This window comes from Spirosoma aureum (genome assembly GCF_011604685.1).
In the GTDB taxonomy this organism is placed as follows: Bacteria; Bacteroidota; Bacteroidia; order Cytophagales; family Spirosomataceae; genus Spirosoma; species Spirosoma aureum.
Genome location: NZ_CP050063.1, coordinates 684470 through 701256, shown reverse-complemented (window position 1 = coordinate 701256; position 16787 = coordinate 684470). Strand labels below are relative to the sequence as shown.

The window sequence follows — 16787 nt, the reverse complement described above, 5'->3', positions numbered from 1 at the left end:
ACGGGTGCAACTCAGGCTGTCGCCATGGGCAACAGTCTGAGTTTTCTTCGCTCTTTCAGACTTTTATCCACCCTCAAAGTTCATTCAAAAGCTATGATACGGCTTCTACTGACTTTTTGCTTAAGTATTATTGCGCTGAGCGCGTCGGCTCAGTCAGACGTGTTCTGGAAACAGACCGGCAGCGGAACAAACACTCTCGTGCAACAGGCCATTGTGTCGGGAAACGCAGCCGTGGGCTCGACCGTACTCATCGACCAGGCCGGTACAGGGAATAAGCTACTAACCAGTAGTCAGGGAAGTGCCAACGCGATGCTGTTGCGACAAACAGGGAATCAGAATCAGCTCGAATTAAACCTGATTGGCAACGGCAATCACTATACCGTCGATCAGATTGGCAATCAAAACGTGCTGACCATGCCTGACGTGCGCTCAAACAATGTCGACGTCCAGCTCATTCAGCGGGGTGATGGCAATCAACTGATCCGGGAAGGTAGCCTGTCTGTTGGTGTGCCCATGCGAATCGAGCAAACGGGCGGCATGAAAGTGATCCTGACCAATAATCATCTCTGATCTGCCGTGCGACTGTATCTGATGATACTATGGATAGCCCTGGGGCTGTTGACGGTTTCGGCCCATGCCCAGAGCCCAATAGATGAGTTTGCTGAAATCATGGTCGAAGATTCGCTCGTAGAGGAAATGATGGACGAAAATGGCCCTTCCAGTATTGTTCTGGATATTACCCGAACAAAAATTGGCCGGGATTTTTATGAATCTTTCTACCAGCAGTGGAGTAGTTTACCACTTAGTTTAGCGGCAAATGTATTCACCGATTCAACCGTTGTCAATTCGAACGCATCGGCGGTTTTCAATCTGAGCGAGTTTGTCGTAACGATAGAAGAGATGCCCTCGGCTGGTAATTCACTGGCGAATATCATTTCGGTCAGCGTTGACAACGAGCTACTCTGGCAGCAATTTGTTCCTTCCCGGCGCGATGTTATCGACGAGTACGCTACCTATGCTGTAGAGATTGTTCGGGGTTATTTTGCAACTATACAAACGGTAACCAATCAGCTGGGCGACGAAGACCAGCGCGGTACGGGCATAAAATAAGTGGCATCGGCAATAGCCGGGCAATGATTATTCAGCCGGTCTGAACCGGCTTTAGTACACATGCAATTCACACCACATTCAACTGAAACTTCATCTCATGGTACAGTCATTACCTATTTGTTTTTTGCTCCTGCTAAGTCTGGCGGGGCAGGCACAATCATTTGTGTATCATCCAAACAATCCATCGTTTGGGGGCAATACGTTCAATTATGCATGGATGCTTAGTTCGGCACAGGCGCAGGATAAGCTCAAGGATCCATCGACGCCTAAAGCGACAACCTCGTCGAGCACACAGAATAGTGCACTAACAAGCTTTTCTCAGACACTTCAGAATCAACTCCTTAGTCAGTTATCACGCAATCTGTTTACGAGTCAGTTTGGTGAACAGGGGCTGAAGGAAGGAACGTTCCAGTTCGGCGACTTACAGGTGATCGTAGCCAACGGCACTGACGGCATAAATATCCAGATTACGGATGGGAAAGGCGGGCAAACGACGATTACAGTACCCTATTTTTAATGGGTAATAGCCATGTTGAGTAGTCCTATTTCGCTCTAAACCGACCTTTTTCATGTTTACTAACTTACTAAAATGGGCAGCCTACGGGCTGGCTCCAGTGGCCTGTTGCTGGCTTTTGAGCGGCTGTAGCGCCTATATGCACCAGCCCAAAGGTATCCGCCCCGCCCGACTGGGCGAAGAAACTCCCGTAACAGGTTCGTTACGGACACTTCCCGAACCGAATGAAAAAATCTACGCAGCGGTCTATAAATTCCGCGACCTGACAGGCCAGTATAAACTGACCGAAACCGGATCCAACTTCTCAACCGCCGTTACACAGGGAGCAACCAACATTCTGATGAAAGCCCTGGAAGAAAGCAATTGGTTTGTTCCGGTCGAACGGGAGAATGTGAGTAATCTGCTAAACGAACGGAAAATTATCCGGTCGAGCATGGCGCAATTTAAAAATGAAGACAATAGCCTGCCTCCTTTGCTGTTTGCCGGGCTTATTATGGAGGGTGGAGTCGTGTCTTATGATGCGAATACGGTTACGGGCGGAGCTGGCCTGCGCTACTTTGGCACGGGTGGATCTACACAATACAGGCAAGACCGGGTTACTGTTTACCTGCGGGCGGTGGCAACCAAAACCGGAAAAATTCTCAAAACGATATACACATCGAAAACGATTCTGTCGCAGGCTGTAGATGGCGGGGTGTTTCGGTTCGTCAATTTTAAGCGATTACTCGAAGCAGAAACGGGTTTTACCACAACCGAACCAGCACACTTAGCGGTTACAGAAGCCATCGAAAAAGCGGTTCATTCAATGGTTCTTGAAGGAATTCGCGACAGTTTATGGACTTCATCGCCCCGGTCGACTGCGCGAACCAAAAACATGTTGAATGCTTACGAGGAAGAACGGTCAGAAATGGTTCAGACCGATGTATATGGCGCCCGTGAACAGATGGCCGTTCCAAGAATCATTGTCCAGCCCTACGGTTCGGCCTGGCGCTATCAGGGTGATTATTCCTCGCCACTCAACAAAATCGGGTATGGTGCTTCGCTGGAAGTCTACTTGACTCCCTATCTAGCCATTCAGGCAAATGCCTCGACTGGCACACTGGCAACCAAGCGTTTTCTGTCGATAGATGTCAACGAGTTTACGGGCAATATTTTATTTAGAGCCCTACCTAACCAGCGATTTACACCGTTGTTTTATGCCGGTGCTGGCTATACGATTCGAAAACTGGGTATCATGCTGGAGCCAGCCAACCAGCGGTATTTCACCCTTAGTGGAGGGGGAGGTCTCGAATACCGTTTGTCAGGAACATTGGGGCTGCGCGGAACGCTTGAATATCATCAACCTTTTACAGACGTGCTGGACGGCCTTGCGGCTGGTACCCGTAACGATTATTATGTTCGGGCCAATGCCGGATTAGTTCTGGTTCTAGGCCATTTTGGTCGTCCCTGAAAACGACCAGCCTATCCTCATGTATTGGTTCCATAACCACACCATCCTTCAATCTTATCTATTTATGAATAACCTAGTTTTGCGTATACTGGTAGGGGTTGTTCTGTTAACAACCTGTGGCTGTAATGAGGATTTGTTCATTGATCCAAGTACCTATAGTTCCATTCGTGGGCAGGTTTTGTTCAGCAGTACCCGAAAACCAGCCGCTCACGTATTAGTCAGACTTAGCCCAACCAGCCGTAGCCTGGATACTGATTCGTTAGGCTATTTCCGATTCGATAGCGTACTGACAGGCAAGTACACTTTGCAGGCCATGTTAACGGGATTTCTTAACGAATTTGCGGCTATTGAGGTTGGCGACCAGCAGCTGACCGCCGTAACCCTGTTGCTACGCGACGACAAGAGCCAGAACAAACCCTCGACAACACCTACTGTCATTGCTCCAAAGTCGGGCTCCGATACCCTTAAAACATCGTTAACATTACGCTGGAAGGCCACGGATCCCGATAAGGATTCGCTCACGTATGATGTTACGGTATTTCAGGATGGCGTGGCCGAGCCTGTGGTGCAATCGCTGGATCAGAAAGCGGATTCGCTTCAGGTAAAAAACCTGGCTTATAACGCAGTTTATTACTGGCAGGTGACGGTAAAAGACGGTTTTAACGCTGTGAAAGGTGATATTTCTACGTTTCGAACCAGGCCTTTTCCAGAGTTCCCGTATGTTTACGTGAAGCCAGTAAATGGTCGGTTACAGCTGTTCACCTCTACGGGAACAGGAGAAGAGATTCAATTGACCACGCAAGGCAGTAACTGGCGACCAGTCGCCAGCCCTAACAAGCGAGAGATAGCCTTCATCTCGAACATGAAAACGGATCTGCACCTGTTTATCATGAACAGAGACGGAAGTAATTTACGCCAGATTACCAGTATTCCATTGGCGGGCATTATACCTACGGATCTGTCATTTTGCTGGTCGCCGGATGGCACTCAATTACTCTATCCGAGCAATAACAAACTGTATGCGATACAAACGAATGGTACCGGCCTTCGCATCGTTTCGAAGTTAGCATCGGGTCAATTTTTTTCAGGCTGTGATTGGGCCGAGCAGGGCAATCTGATTGTAGCCCGATCATCGAGCAGTGACCTCTATGACAATAATCTGGTCCTGATAAGTTCGAAGGTCGATTCGGTTACGCTGCTGATTGCCCCGAAAGGTCGAATCAGCAATCCTGTTTTTTCAATTGATGGCAAACAGTTGTTATACAGCTATGATATTAGTCAGTTCCAGAACGAACAAGGTCGCCAGTTAAATGCCCATATTCAATTACTTACGCTACAAACGGGAGTTATTACCGATCTGTCGGGCAGTGGAAAGCCAGCCGGGACAAACGATATCGACCCACGATTTTCGCTGAATGGGGCTAAGATTATTTTTACAAATGTCGATAACGCCAATGAAAACCAGCGGGGGGCTTATGTGATGGATCTTAGCGGAATAAGCCGCAATCTGGCTGTTAACCAGGCTCAAATGGCCTGTTGGCGACAATAGATAAACCCAGATCGCAGATTTGGAAGCGCTTTGTCGGCTGGAATAACCTGAAACAAAAGGGTACTAACGAATTGCTTTTATAGCTGTTAGTACCCCTTTTCGTTGTGTGCGTCTGCTTATACCAGGCTATCGGCGGTGGTGAGAGGCAACAGGATTGTAACAACTGTAAATTCCCCTTCCACAGAATCAATTGTCATCTGCCCCTGCAAGTGCTCTACCACATCTTTACTCATGAACAAACCAAGTCCGGTTCCTTTTGCCGTTGGTTTTGTTGTAAAAAAGGGACTGAAAAGCTGGCTCAATTCCTTAGCTGGAATACCCCTGCCATTGTCTCGCACCTGAATTTGTACATGATCATCGATCTGTTGCGTCTGTACATCGATTTTAGCGGCAAACCCACCTACCCGACGGCTCTTTTCCATCAGCGAATAACAGGAATTGTCGATCAGGCTGACCAGTACCTGCGTAAACTCATGGGGTAGCAGATTTACTTCCAGCGGCTGAGGAGCCAGTGAAAAGTTTAGGGCTATGGGTAGTGAACTAGCGTTACTTTTCAGGGCTATTGTTAGAGAATCATTAATCTTGTGTTCCAGAAACGAGTTAATTTCAACAACAGCCATATCTGATGATCGCTCTTTGAGCAGTTTCTGCATATCCTGCAAAATCCGGGCAGTACTGCTGCCGTGCTCATTGATCTTGTCCAGATTCTGACTCAACATAGCCCCCGAATCTTCCAGATCCTCCCGATCCGTCTGGGAGTAGCTGGTTTGATACTGTTGGGTCACCGTTACCAGTTCATTGAGAAGCTCTTTGGCAGCCAGTGCGAAGTTGTTGATATAATTAAGCGGGTTAAGAATACGGTCGACAATACCTTTGGTCAATTTACCCATCGTTGCCATCTTCTCGGCCTGCACCAGTTGACGTTGTGTTTTGCGAAGTTCAGTCAGGGTTTTTTGCAGTTGTTCCTTCTGCTCTTCAAGCTGGTTCTTCTGGTTCTGAAGCTGAAGTTTCTGAGATTCCAACAGCGTGTTGGCTTTTTTCTTGGTGCGGTAGGCATAGAAAGAAACCCCCGCTAGTAGAAGCGTCAGTGCCAGGCCAGCCAGTAGGGCCAATTGACGGGCTTTAGCGATGGCATTCTGTTTTTGTTGTTCGGCCTCAACAGCCTGCTGTTTCTTAGCGAACTCATAATTCATCGTCAGCTCAGTGGCTTTCCGGATATTTTCTTTGCCCCGAACCGAATCAGTAATGGCAGCAGCTGTCTTATACGTGGCTAAGGCCTTGTTATAGTTGCCCGTTTTTTCGTAGCAAGTTGACAATTCAGCATAAATTTCGCCCGTCTGAGTATCATAGATGTCGGCATCTTTAAGAACGGCAAAGCTTTTTTCATAATAAGGAATAGCCTCGGCATACTTGCCCTGCATTTTCAGAATCGTCCCCATCGTTGAATAAGTCTGATGGATATTGAGCGGTTGCTGGGAGGCATCGGCAATGGCCATAGCCTGTTTGTTCAGCTTTTCGGCCTCAGTAAACTTTTTTTGCTCCGCTAAATTGGTAGCACCCGTCGATAAACTGGAAGCCTGAATACCATCATCGCCCATTTCTTTACCCAAAATGGCCGCTTTCATTGCAAACTCATAGGCTTTCTGGTTGGCATGCTGGCCCGTGTAGATACTGGCCAGATTCGTGTAGGAATAGAGTTCTATGCTCTTAATGCCTTCCTGTCTGGCTAGTTGTAAGGCTTTATGGTATCGTTGCTCAGCACCTTTCAAGTCATCCATTCCCTTATATAGATTGGCCATATTAACCAGACAAAATGCCTGGTCACGGAGGTTATTTTCTGATTCGGCCAGGGTCAGCGCCTTTTGTTGAAACCGTAATGCCTGCGGCCGGTTCGACAGCATATCATAGGCGATGCCAACGTTCAAGTAAGTATTTCCCAGATTCGCCTTGTAGCCATTCCGTTCAGCAATAGCAATACCCTTCTCAAAAAATGTGATGGCACTGTCGTATTTGCTTTGCATGCCATACATGGTACCATAGGCATTATACACTTTAAGTAGATAAGCCGAATCCTTTAAGGAACCATACAGGGTTTCGGCTATCTTTAGATTTTCTTTAACCGCCGAATAATTTCCTTTAAAATTAAAGCAGTGTGCTATGCGTAATCGGGCCGTTGCCTCACCCAGTTTATAGTTAATCCGTTTAGCATCGTTAATATTCCTCTGGCTTAAGCTTATCGCCGAATCTAAGTTGACGTCTGTTAATAAAGCAATTTTTTTGTTGATCAGGTTTATTCGTGCCGTATCGGTAGGTGCCTGGCTGATGAGCCGATTCAAGCTGTCTAGTTTAGGGGTTTGTGCCCCGACAAGTTGAAGACTAACCAAAACCAAGAATAGCGTAAAAAACGGTTTCATGTAATTATGAGATTAATAGAGGCTATTCACTAATGAATCGTTTAATAAGATCCCTAGTGATTTTTTCAATAACCATTGGGAATAGATAAGCGAAGTAGGTACTTTTAAAAGATTCACTAATAGGCAAGTTAATAGGTAAAATTCAGTTTTATGGGTATTGTTGTATTAAAAAAAAACAGCAATTGACTATCTAAGAACAGATGTATTGTTAGAGACAATACATGATTTAAGCATCATAGCTATTGTCAATGAGAGCAGACTAGCCAGTCGCTCTCTATTAGTTACAACTAAGATACCTTCAGGCATAAATAAACCAAAAATCGTTCTATCTGTAGCATATTGCTAATTTAATAACTAGTGGTTAGTACAATTGCAAAACACCGGAGCCTCTTAATCTCTCCTTCCAGCAAAAAGTAAAAACTCGTATTTCCCCCCTTTTATATATAACCAAAACGCTCTCTTTATGAACTTTTTTTTACCCAGAATCAGGTTTATCTGTCTAGGCAGCCTTTTCCTCCTCTATTGGTCTATGCTGGCTTCAACAGTCCAGGGCCAGGGATTCGTCAGACAATTGTCAGGTGATCCATTTGCTCCTGTTAATACTAGTGGGCCTGGTGCCTCTCCCTCATTAGTCGATTTAGATGGCGATGGCGATCTCGATCTGGTTATAACGAATTTTGATGGAACGATTCAATATTACACGAATACAGGGGCCCCTCCCCAAAGTGAGCAAACTGTCTTTGTTGCCGCTACCAGTCCAATTCCTCCACCTAGTGGAGGCTCTATCCAAAACCTCAAATTTTCCTTTGGTGATCTGGATGGCGATGGTGATCTGGATGCTGTAACGGGTGGCCTGGACGGTATCATTACCCCTTATATTAATAACGGTACAAAGACCAATCCGATCTTCGCTCAATCGTCTTCCCGTACGATTACTGCTGCTAGAGGGAATACTGGCGCCCGTGTAGCCGCGTTGTTTAACGATGTCAGTTATCCCAACGAAGGCTATGCTTATGTAAGTTTAGCTGATTTTGATGCCGATGGCGATCTCGATATGCTAGTCATTACAGGCGTGGCGATCCATTATCTGCGCAATGTTGGCTCCCCAGGAGCTGCCAACTTTCAGGAGATTACCGGCTGTGACAGCCCCTTTTATGGCATTGTCCGTAGTGGTAATTATTCCAATCCAGTTGTGGGTGATATGGACGGCGATGGTGATCTGGATGTGGCTCTATCAGGAGTTCCTATTTTGTATTACCGCAACATTGGCACACCTTCAGCCCCTCGTTTTATTCAGATAGTCGGTGAAGCCAATCCGTTTGATGGTATCAATTTAGGATTTGGTTCTCAATTAGAGCTAGGCGATCTGGATAAAGACGGCGATTTAGACGCCGTAGCAGGCCAATATTCAGGCTCTGCAGCGTATATTAAAAATGTGCTTCATATTGTTCAGCAGCCTACTCCTGCCAATGTAGTCACCTGTGTTGGTAGCTCGGTCAGCACGACGGTACAGGCCGATGGCGATGGGACCGTCTATTATCAATGGTATCGGCATGCACAGACTACGGATGTACCGGTTTATGGTCAGAACTCAGCAACCCTACAGTTATATAATGTTCAGGCTTCAGATGCCGGGGTATATTACGCCCAGATAATCAGTGGAGATGGCAATTTATTCAGCGATGCCTTCAACTTGGTTGTTCAGACTGCAGCCATCACCCAGCAGCCAGCGAGTACTTCCAATGTGGCAGTAGGGACAAATGTTGTCGTACCAGTTTTAGTGAGCGGGCCCATTACCAATTTCCAGTGGTACCGCAACGGACAACCAGCAGCCAATCAAAACACATCGACGCTTACGCTGAACAGTGTCACCCCAGGCGATGCGGGGTCGTATGTATTGGTGGCAACCAGCCCCTGCAACAGTGTAACGTCAAATGCCTTCTCGCTCAGCGTTTCCTGCTCACTGTCCCCTCCCACCCTGGCGGCCAGTACGCTATCGACAACCAACGAGCCTATTTCTGTTACGGCTTCGGGCTGTTCTGGAGGAACCATCAACTGGCAGCCACAAGGTGGCACAGGAACGGCGAATGGTTCAGTATATACGTTTAGCCAGCCGGGCAGCTATACGTTAACAGCCACCTGTACTCAGAATGGCTGCACGAGTGCGGCTTCCAATGCAGTGGCCTTGAGCATTCAGGGTGGAACCTTTGCTATTACTACGGTCAACACGCTTAACTGCGAACTGTTCGACGCAGTTAAAGGTGGGTATTACGTTACTTTCGCACCACAGTACACCGGTCAGAATTCAAAACCCATTTCGTTCTCTGTCGTTAACGAAAAGCTGGTAACGAACGATCCTCCACCTTATACGATCCGTTTGTATACGGATAATCCAGCAATTACGCTGGTCGCTTCGCAGCAATTTAATAATGAAACCAACTTCCGCTATGAATGGTGGGCTGCCTGCCAATCGGGTAGTACGCCAAACAACCCTCCGACCACTTCGGGCATTGCTGATCAGACGATTTTGGTGGGACAGCCTTATCAGCTGGATCTCAAAAACTACTTCTCAGACCCCGATCTGCAGTCGCTCACGTTTGCGGCACAGGGTCTGCCTGGTGGCTTAAATCTGTCTGGCAGTGTCATAAGTGGTACGCCTACCAGTTCAGGTACTTCGCCTGTATCCATTACAGCTACTGATCCGGGTGGGCTCTCAGCCAATGCCAGTTTCCAGTTAACAGTGACGTCTGGGTCTGAAACGTCTGGGTTCACCATCACGGGCGTCTCAACTATAAACTGCGAATACCTAAGCTCATCTTCGCGTCGAGTTACTTTTAATCCACAGTATGCTGGAGTCTCCGGAGAGCCAATTAGTTTTTCGATCGTTAGCGAAAAAGCGCCGACGACTAATCCTGGGCCGTATACACTGGATTTATACACTGATAATCCGACCATTACGCTAAGTGCTAAACAAGGTAACACATCGGCAACGTATGCGTATAACTGGCTGGATGTCTGCTCCATATCATCCCGAATTGGTGCGACGGAATCTGGCAAAAAGCTACAGGTACGCGTATTGGGAAATCCTGTTTCTGGCAAATCGATTGACGTTGAGATCAGTGGTGTATCAGGCCAGGCAGTACAAGTGGAACTGCTGGACCTGCAAGGAAAACAGCTGCACCATCAGAGTATTCAGGAGGCTGGCTCTTCAGATCGCGTGAGCATACCATTAGGCTACGGCAGGGGTTTACTGATGTTACAGGTCCATACCGAGAAGGAACATCAGCAGGTCAAGTTGGTCAAACCCTAGTTATTTAATTGTATTAACTCCCCAGGCCCGAACCGTACAGGTTCGGGCTTTTTTTGTCAATTACCTCAATAGGTAATCGCATAAAGTACGCTATCTACCATAGCCCTTGATTTTGCGGATCGGCTGGCTCAATCCCGTGTGGTCACGTTTAGTTGCGCCAATAATCCTTCCAGATAATTCGGTAGGAATGGCAGCTAAAAAAGGCTATTTTCATAGCTTAGGCCATTTGGTTAAAACCGTCGTACGCCGTCAGCCGACATAATTTTGTCGTTGTCTGCCTCAGGAAGGTTTCAGTATCGGCCGACCAGGTGAATGTTTGCTCGTTCATGAGCAGGTAATCATACGACCGTAACAGCAAGTGCATTTTGATCGCCAACTGAGGAGATGAAAAAAGCGTTTCTGCTTTTAGCTTGCTCAGTTGTGGCAGCATATCCAGCCAACGTTCGAGTCGGGATTCGGCCTGCTGTTTAGCCGCCCGAAACGTCTCCTTATTGAGCACAGCACATTCCTCGATGTCATACGGATGCACGACCGTCAGGTGGAGTGCGTTATCTGGATTAGACTCCAGCCAACGACGCAGGACAAGGGCTGAGTCGACCGAGCAATCTGTAAGAAAAAAAGCTGTTTTCATAGCGACTATCTGGAAATGCTTGACCGTTCAAAGCTAGTTTACCCAATTGCTGTATTTTATGAGCGGGCTTAGGCATCGACCTGATAGTCATCATTGCATATCAAGCACAATCCGCCCATCTACCCGACCAGCCTTCAAGTCATTTAGCACCTTATTAATGGCTTCCAGTCGCTCAGTATGGTAGTGTACTTTCACTTTACCTTCAGCAGCCAATGCCATGCTCTCGACCAAATCCTGACGCGTTCCAACGATCGACCCTCTAATCGTTTTGCGATTCAGGGTTACGTCGAATATGTTCAAATCGAAGTCCCCGGGGGGTAAACCAACCAATGCCAGCGTACCATGTCGGCGTAACATTGCTACGCCCTGCGCGAAAGCAGATCGCGAAACGGCGGTCACCAGCACACCCTGCGCTCCGTCAATTTGATCATGGACAATAGCCACGGCGTCTTCCTCTGCGGCATTGATAACCAGATCGGCGCCTACGGCTTTGGCTAACTGCAGTTTGTCATCGCTAATGTCGACGGCTACAACATGCATTCCCATTGCTTTTGCATACTGAACGGCCAGATGACCCAATCCGCCGATACCTGAAATAACTACCCATTCGCCGGGACGAACTTCCGTTTCTTTGAGACCTTTATAAACGGTTACTCCAGCACACAAAATGGGCGCAGCATCGAGAAACGACAGCGAATCCGGGATCTTCCCAACATAATTAGCATCGGCCAGAACATAGTCGGCATAACTTCCCTGCACTGAATAACCCGTGTTCTGTTGAGAATGGCACAACGTTTCCCAGCCGGTATAGCAATATTCGCAGTGACCACAGGCAGAATAGAGCCAGGGTACGCCCACCCGATCACCTTCGCGGATGTTTGTTACGCCTGCCCCAACCGCCACGACTGTGCCTACACCTTCGTGACCCGGCACTAATGGCAAGGTTGCTTTAACGGGCCAGTCGCCATCGATTGCATGTAAATCGGTATGACAAACACCGCAGGCAGCTACTTTAACCAATAATTGACCAGGGCCTACAACTGGCACAGGTAGCTGTTCAATCTGTAATGGCTGGCCATACGCATGGAGGACTGCGGCTTTCATTGTTGACGGAATCATATCGGAGTAGTAGGTAAGTAATGACGCAAACCTAGGGACACCCTGAGCCATTGGCCATGAGAATTATCAGCCTCTTTACAGACGCTCATCATAGGCCAAAGGCCAGCGCGACTCGACAGATAGTCAATACGATAAAGCCCGGCCACTTCATAATCGCAGCCGGGCTTTATCGTAAGCACTCAAGATATGACGAACCGTGAAAGACACACGGTTCGTCATTTTATCTAAATCTGATGGCTCGTTTGAGCAGCCCAGCGCTACCAGTTGGCCCGGCGCAACTTATCGGGTTGCAACACGCGAATACCCGACCCAACCAGTTCAATCAGCCCATCCTGTTTGAACTCACTCAGTGTGCGAATCAATGACTCGGTCGCTGTACCAACTACCGATGCCAGATCATCCCGCGAGAGTTGAATCAAGCTTTGTGCCTCACGGTCCAATGACTCGGCCTGACTTGTTGAGTCAGCGGCATGTTTTTCATAAAGTCGCAGTAGTGCGTCGGCCACCCGTCGACGCAGTGAGCTATAAGCCATGGCTACCAGCTGTTTCTCCTTTTCACTGACTCGCCCAGCCAGTAACTGTATGAACTGCTGGCTCACTTCATTATTGGCCAGCAACAATTGTTTAAACTCCTCATTGGGAATATAAACCAGTTCTGAATCCTCCAGCACGACGGCAGAATCCGTATAGTCTACATTTTCAAGTAAGGCCATATAGCCGAAAAATTCGCCAGGGTTATAGAATCCAGTAATCAGCTCCTTGCCATCAGCATTGCTCCGAACGGTCTTGATTTTGCCTGATTTCAGGAAATATAGCCGGGTAGGGTCGTCGCCTTCCGTGTAGATATACTGCTTTTTTCGTACCGAGTGAACCTTACGACCTGTTAATAAACTTTCCAGACTTCCCGACTGTCGTGCCTGTTCTAAAAAATCCGCCGAATCATTGGTTTCAGCAGGGTCGTCATCAGACGCCTGATAGTGTGGCCCAACATGCTGGAATCGGTTGAGTCGCCCTTCGATAGCGCTGAGCAATTCTGATTCATCAAAGGGTTTTGTCAGATAATCGTCAGCACCTAGTTCCATGCCTTTACGGAAGTCAGTTCGCTCGGTTTTGGCCGTCAGGAAAATAAACGGGATGCCGGACAGATTCGGGTTTTTATTAAAAATATGCAACACACCATACCCATCAAGTACGGGCATCATGATGTCACAAATGACCAGATCAGGCCTGGAAGCTAAGGCTTTCTCGACACCAGCTTTGCCATTTTCAGCCACGTGTACTGTATAGCCGGTTAATTCGAGAATTTCGGCGGTATTTTCACGGATGGCGTCGTTATCCTCAATCAGCAGGATCGTTTTCATACGGTAATGTTAAGGTTACGATTGTTCCGATGTTCAATTCGCTCTGGAGCGAGACGGTGCCTCCCATCAGGTCGATGTATCGGGCTACGATGTGCAGGCCCAGGCCAGTACCCGGTTTATTTGCCGCATTTTTAGCCCGGAAGAACCGTTCGAATAAGTGTTCCTGATCGTCGGGCGAAATCCCAATACCCTGATCCATTATGGTTAATGTTATCAGCGTATCGGTACATTCGCCCCGCACGGTAACAATTGATCCCGCATCGGAATACTTAATGGCGTTGGAAAGCAGATTTACGATCACCTTTCTGAGTAGCGATGGATCAAGCCAGACCCGATCCGGACAGTCAATAAAGGGTTGAATTATCTGTCCGGGTTTGAGCATACCCTGCATCTCAGCCATAATGTCCTGAATAAGTTTTGACAGATCGACGGCCACAGGCCGGGCCTCAATTTTACCCTCTTCGAGCCTGCCAACCGACAAAAACTCTTCCAGAATATCGTTGAGGTGATTAACCGATGACCGGATACGTTGCAGGTGTTTCTGGCGCTTATCCTGTTGCTCGTTGTCGGCGTATTTTTCAATCAGGGTTGCCGAGGTGAGGATGGTTGTCAGTGGCGTACGAAATTCGTGTGATGCCATCGATACAAAACGTGATTTCAGTTCGCCCAGTTCGCGCTCAGCCGTCAAGGCTTTGTCGAGCTCATCTTTCGACTGCTGGAGTTGTTCGAGCGTATTCATGAGCGCATGAGTGCGTTCCGCCACTTTCTGCTCCAGCTCAACGTTGAGCCGTTCAATGCGGTCGCGATGGGCCAGGAGTTCCCGTTCAGCTTCTTTTTTAAACGTAATGTCAATGATGTAGGCCACGGCATAGAGTTCATTATCCAGCCGAAAATAGCTAAGGCTAATTTCGACGGGAAACACCGAACCATCCTTCCGGCGCGCATGCAGATCACGATTATGGCCCATTGCTCTGACTTGTGGATTATCGGCAAACGACTGCCGAAGCCGCTCATGATACTGGCTCACATCAGTCGGTACGAGCACCTCTATTGGCTGGCCCAGAAGTTCATCGTCTGGGTAGTCAAACAACTTTCTGGCCAGTTTATTGACCGACACGACCCTACCTAGCTGGTCAGAAACGATGATGCCGATGGTAGCATGAGTAAATACGGCTTCGTAGCGCTGAACGCTCTGGATTAGTTCCTGCTCCGCCTGATGGAGCCGTCTCTGGTTGGTCAGTCGTACTAAAAAATAAGCGTTATGCTCGTCTTTAACGGGCATAATAACCAACCGCCCCCAGAATCGTGTACCATCCTGACTACTCCGTTCGGTCTCCTGCTCGTAATAACCCGCTTGTTTGACTTCATGGATCAAATTAACCCGCTGCTCGTCCGTTTGTGGAGCAATCAGCAACGATTTAGACCAGATAGGATCATCCAGCAACGTCTTTTCCGACAGGAATCCCAGCATACGAACGCCCACCTGATTGACACGTATAAACCGCTCATTTTCGGTATCGTATACGCCAATAAAATCGTCGCTCTGTTCAAAAAGCAGGTCAATGAGGGCATTTGTGGGCTGGTTTGAAAGCATATATAAAATGGCTCAGGTTAGGAGCCATAACTAAATGGAGATTTGCACTAAACTAACATGAGTTTAAAGCAATTCTGTCGAAAATCAACCTTTTTTTTGACCGGCATCATATAGTTCTACTCGTCAGAATGTCAATTTTACATCCAATTCTACTGTTCCGATTTTCAAGTACTGACTGTATCCATTTATTATGAAACTTAACATGCCTGATCCAATTCTGATCCCTGCTAAAACGACGGTACTGCTGGTATTCCTGCCATCGATATCCAGGCGCGAGGCTATTGGCCAACCAGCGTCGTTCATGCAGTTTGTTCAGTCACTACAACAACAGGTTGGCGAGTCGGTTCGTGTCTTAAGGATCGACGAACCTATGCATCCGGAAGTGGTACGGAGCTTCGCCATAACTCACTTACCTGCGTTTGTTCTGGTGCAGCAGGGCGTTGAGTTATGGCGGTATGAAGGCGCGTCGGATGAAAATTCATTCTCGGCCGTTTCTCAACGGTTGCTACATAATTAAACATGCCTTTCTTCATCATTGCTTATTCTGGAGAATCAACTTAATGGACTTATGGTGTCAACTGGGCCGTTCTTCCATGACAGAGCGGTATCTCACCGCCGTCCTTAACACTACTAACCGGATTATACACCCCCCGAATCAGGAGCAACAGGCCTAGTGCTACGGTAACAACGGGCATAAACAATGTAAACCGTCTGCGCAGCGCTGCCGGGAACAGATTAGGAAGAAAACGTACCGTGAGAAGAGCCGGAATTGTTCCTATTCCAAACAGAATCATATAAGCCGATCCAGTAGCCGGGTTACTTGTCGTAATGGCTCCGGTCAGGGCTACATACACAAATCCGCAGGGTAACAACCCGTTTAAAAAACCCAGCCACACAAAAGCCCGCAGCGTAGGCTGGTGCAAAAATCGAGTCATTGGCTGAACGATCCAATGTGTCGCACCGCTCATAGTAAGCCCCGGCAATAAGCCCTGATTAACCAATGTCCAAAACAACAGAAACAGACCAGCCGCAATAGAAACGGGGCGCTGTAATCCTGCGAGCCACAAACCCTCACCGATAGAACCCATCAACAGACCCAGTCCGGCATAGGCCGTTACGCGTCCACTATGATACAAACCTATTGCCAGCCCACGCTGCGACCGAGGCAGTCGCCCAATGGGTAAAGCCATAGCCAATGGGCCGCACATACCAACGCAGTGCAGGCTACCGACCACCCCCGTCGCCAGAGCCACTGTCCACCAGATCGGTTGTAGATTCATGGGTGGTTATAAAGACAGTTTCTGTTCGGTATAATAGTCGCGATGCCCGTCAGACCAGGTAAATTGAATGCGCCAATAACCACGCGCCAGCCTGGCCGTTGACATAACTTGGCGACTGACGTGACTGGCTGGAAGGTGCACGCTAAAATCCATCCGGTTGTCAGATGGACGGTAAAAATGAATTTCGCCGTTATGGAGCGTTGTGGGCAGTACGAAGGTCAGCTGTTGTTTGTCGGCCTGATAGTCGATCGCAACGGGCTCTTGCTGGCTGGCATGAACAATTCGATTTATCTGTTGCTGGTAAGCGATTTCGGTCTGGTAATAATCATCCCGTACCAGATCGATGTGCTGACGACACATCTGGTAAATCATCGTGCCAATGAATCCGGCAAACAGGACAAAGGTGAGTATGATTGCTTTTCCCCAGTTCATAGTAGTTAATGCGTGAAAGGATG

At 47.9% G+C, this 16787-nt stretch carries 14 protein-coding genes; 7 read left to right on the top strand and 7 right to left on the bottom strand.

Translation table 11 applies throughout. The features are described 5' to 3' along the window. The first annotated feature begins 93 nt into the window (after positions 1-93). The 5 genes from G8759_RS02825 to G8759_RS02805 all read left to right on the top strand — a co-directional run bounded on the left by G8759_RS02825 (position 94) and on the right by G8759_RS02805 (position 4623). A complete protein-coding gene (locus G8759_RS02825; RefSeq protein ID WP_167205021.1) occupies positions 94-570 on the top strand; it encodes a hypothetical protein in 477 nt (158 codons plus the stop codon). A 21-nt stretch (positions 571-591) separates the two neighbouring features. After that, the gene (locus G8759_RS02820; protein WP_167205019.1) at positions 592-1110 is read left to right on the top strand and encodes a CsgE family curli-type amyloid fiber assembly protein; all 519 of its coding nucleotides are present in this window, start codon (positions 592-594) and stop codon (positions 1108-1110) included. A gap of 97 nt (positions 1111-1207) precedes the next feature. After that, the gene (locus tag G8759_RS02815; RefSeq protein WP_167205017.1) at positions 1208-1627 is read left to right on the top strand and encodes a curli production assembly/transport component CsgF; all 420 of its coding nucleotides are present in this window, start codon (positions 1208-1210) and stop codon (positions 1625-1627) included. Between the two features lie 52 nt (positions 1628-1679). Next, the gene (locus G8759_RS02810) at positions 1680-3074 is read left to right on the top strand and encodes a CsgG/HfaB family protein (RefSeq protein WP_167205015.1); all 1395 of its coding nucleotides are present in this window, start codon (positions 1680-1682) and stop codon (positions 3072-3074) included. Positions 3075-3138: 64 nt separating this feature from the next. Continuing rightward, positions 3139-4623 carry a carboxypeptidase-like regulatory domain-containing protein gene (locus G8759_RS02805; RefSeq protein WP_167205013.1) on the top strand — a complete coding sequence of 495 codons (1485 nt, stop codon included), beginning with the start codon at positions 3139-3141 and terminating at the stop codon, positions 4621-4623. A gap of 116 nt (positions 4624-4739) precedes the next feature. Here the strand turns inward: G8759_RS02805 and G8759_RS02800 are convergent, their stop codons facing one another. Beyond that, entirely contained in the window at positions 4740-7037 is a 2298-nt protein-coding gene (locus tag G8759_RS02800) for a tetratricopeptide repeat protein (protein WP_167205011.1), read from the bottom strand. Positions 7038-7566: 529 nt separating this feature from the next. On the opposite strand from G8759_RS02800, the gene G8759_RS02795 reads away from it, so the two are divergent. Further along, entirely contained in the window at positions 7567-10347 is a 2781-nt protein-coding gene (locus tag G8759_RS02795) for an FG-GAP-like repeat-containing protein (protein ID WP_167205009.1), read from the top strand. A gap of 217 nt (positions 10348-10564) precedes the next feature. On the opposite strand, the gene G8759_RS02790 is transcribed toward G8759_RS02795, so the two are convergent. The 4 genes from G8759_RS02790 to G8759_RS02775 form a co-directional block, all read right to left on the bottom strand. Continuing rightward, positions 10565-10978, bottom strand: coding sequence for a hypothetical protein (locus tag G8759_RS02790; RefSeq protein WP_167205007.1), 414 nt, complete (start codon positions 10976-10978; stop codon positions 10565-10567). A 90-nt stretch (positions 10979-11068) separates the two neighbouring features. Further along, on the bottom strand, positions 11069-12097 hold the full coding sequence (gene adhP / locus G8759_RS02785; protein ID WP_197933081.1) for an alcohol dehydrogenase AdhP: 1029 nt from the start codon (positions 12095-12097) through the stop codon (positions 11069-11071). A gap of 257 nt (positions 12098-12354) precedes the next feature. Continuing rightward, entirely contained in the window at positions 12355-13458 is a 1104-nt protein-coding gene (locus tag G8759_RS02780; protein ID WP_167205006.1) for a response regulator, read from the bottom strand. Beyond that, entirely contained in the window at positions 13436-15052 is a 1617-nt protein-coding gene (locus G8759_RS02775; RefSeq protein ID WP_167205004.1) for a sensor histidine kinase, read from the bottom strand. Before G8759_RS02775 ends, G8759_RS02780 begins: the two co-directional genes overlap by 23 nt. A 190-nt stretch (positions 15053-15242) precedes the next feature. Between G8759_RS02775 and G8759_RS02770 the strand changes: the two genes are divergently transcribed. Then, positions 15243-15569: a thioredoxin domain-containing protein gene (locus tag G8759_RS02770; RefSeq protein ID WP_167205002.1), complete on the top strand. Its 327-nt coding sequence runs from the start codon at positions 15243-15245 to the stop codon at positions 15567-15569. A gap of 49 nt (positions 15570-15618) precedes the next feature. Here the strand turns inward: G8759_RS02770 and G8759_RS02765 are convergent, their stop codons facing one another. Next, positions 15619-16332 (bottom strand): sulfite exporter TauE/SafE family protein, encoded by a 714-nt coding sequence (locus G8759_RS02765; protein WP_167204999.1) that lies wholly within the window; start codon positions 16330-16332, stop codon positions 15619-15621. A gap of 6 nt (positions 16333-16338) precedes the next feature. Then, positions 16339-16764, bottom strand: a complete 426-nt coding sequence (locus G8759_RS02760; RefSeq protein ID WP_167204997.1) for a FixH family protein — start codon at positions 16762-16764, stop codon at positions 16339-16341. Between the last annotated feature and the right edge of the window lie 23 nt (positions 16765-16787).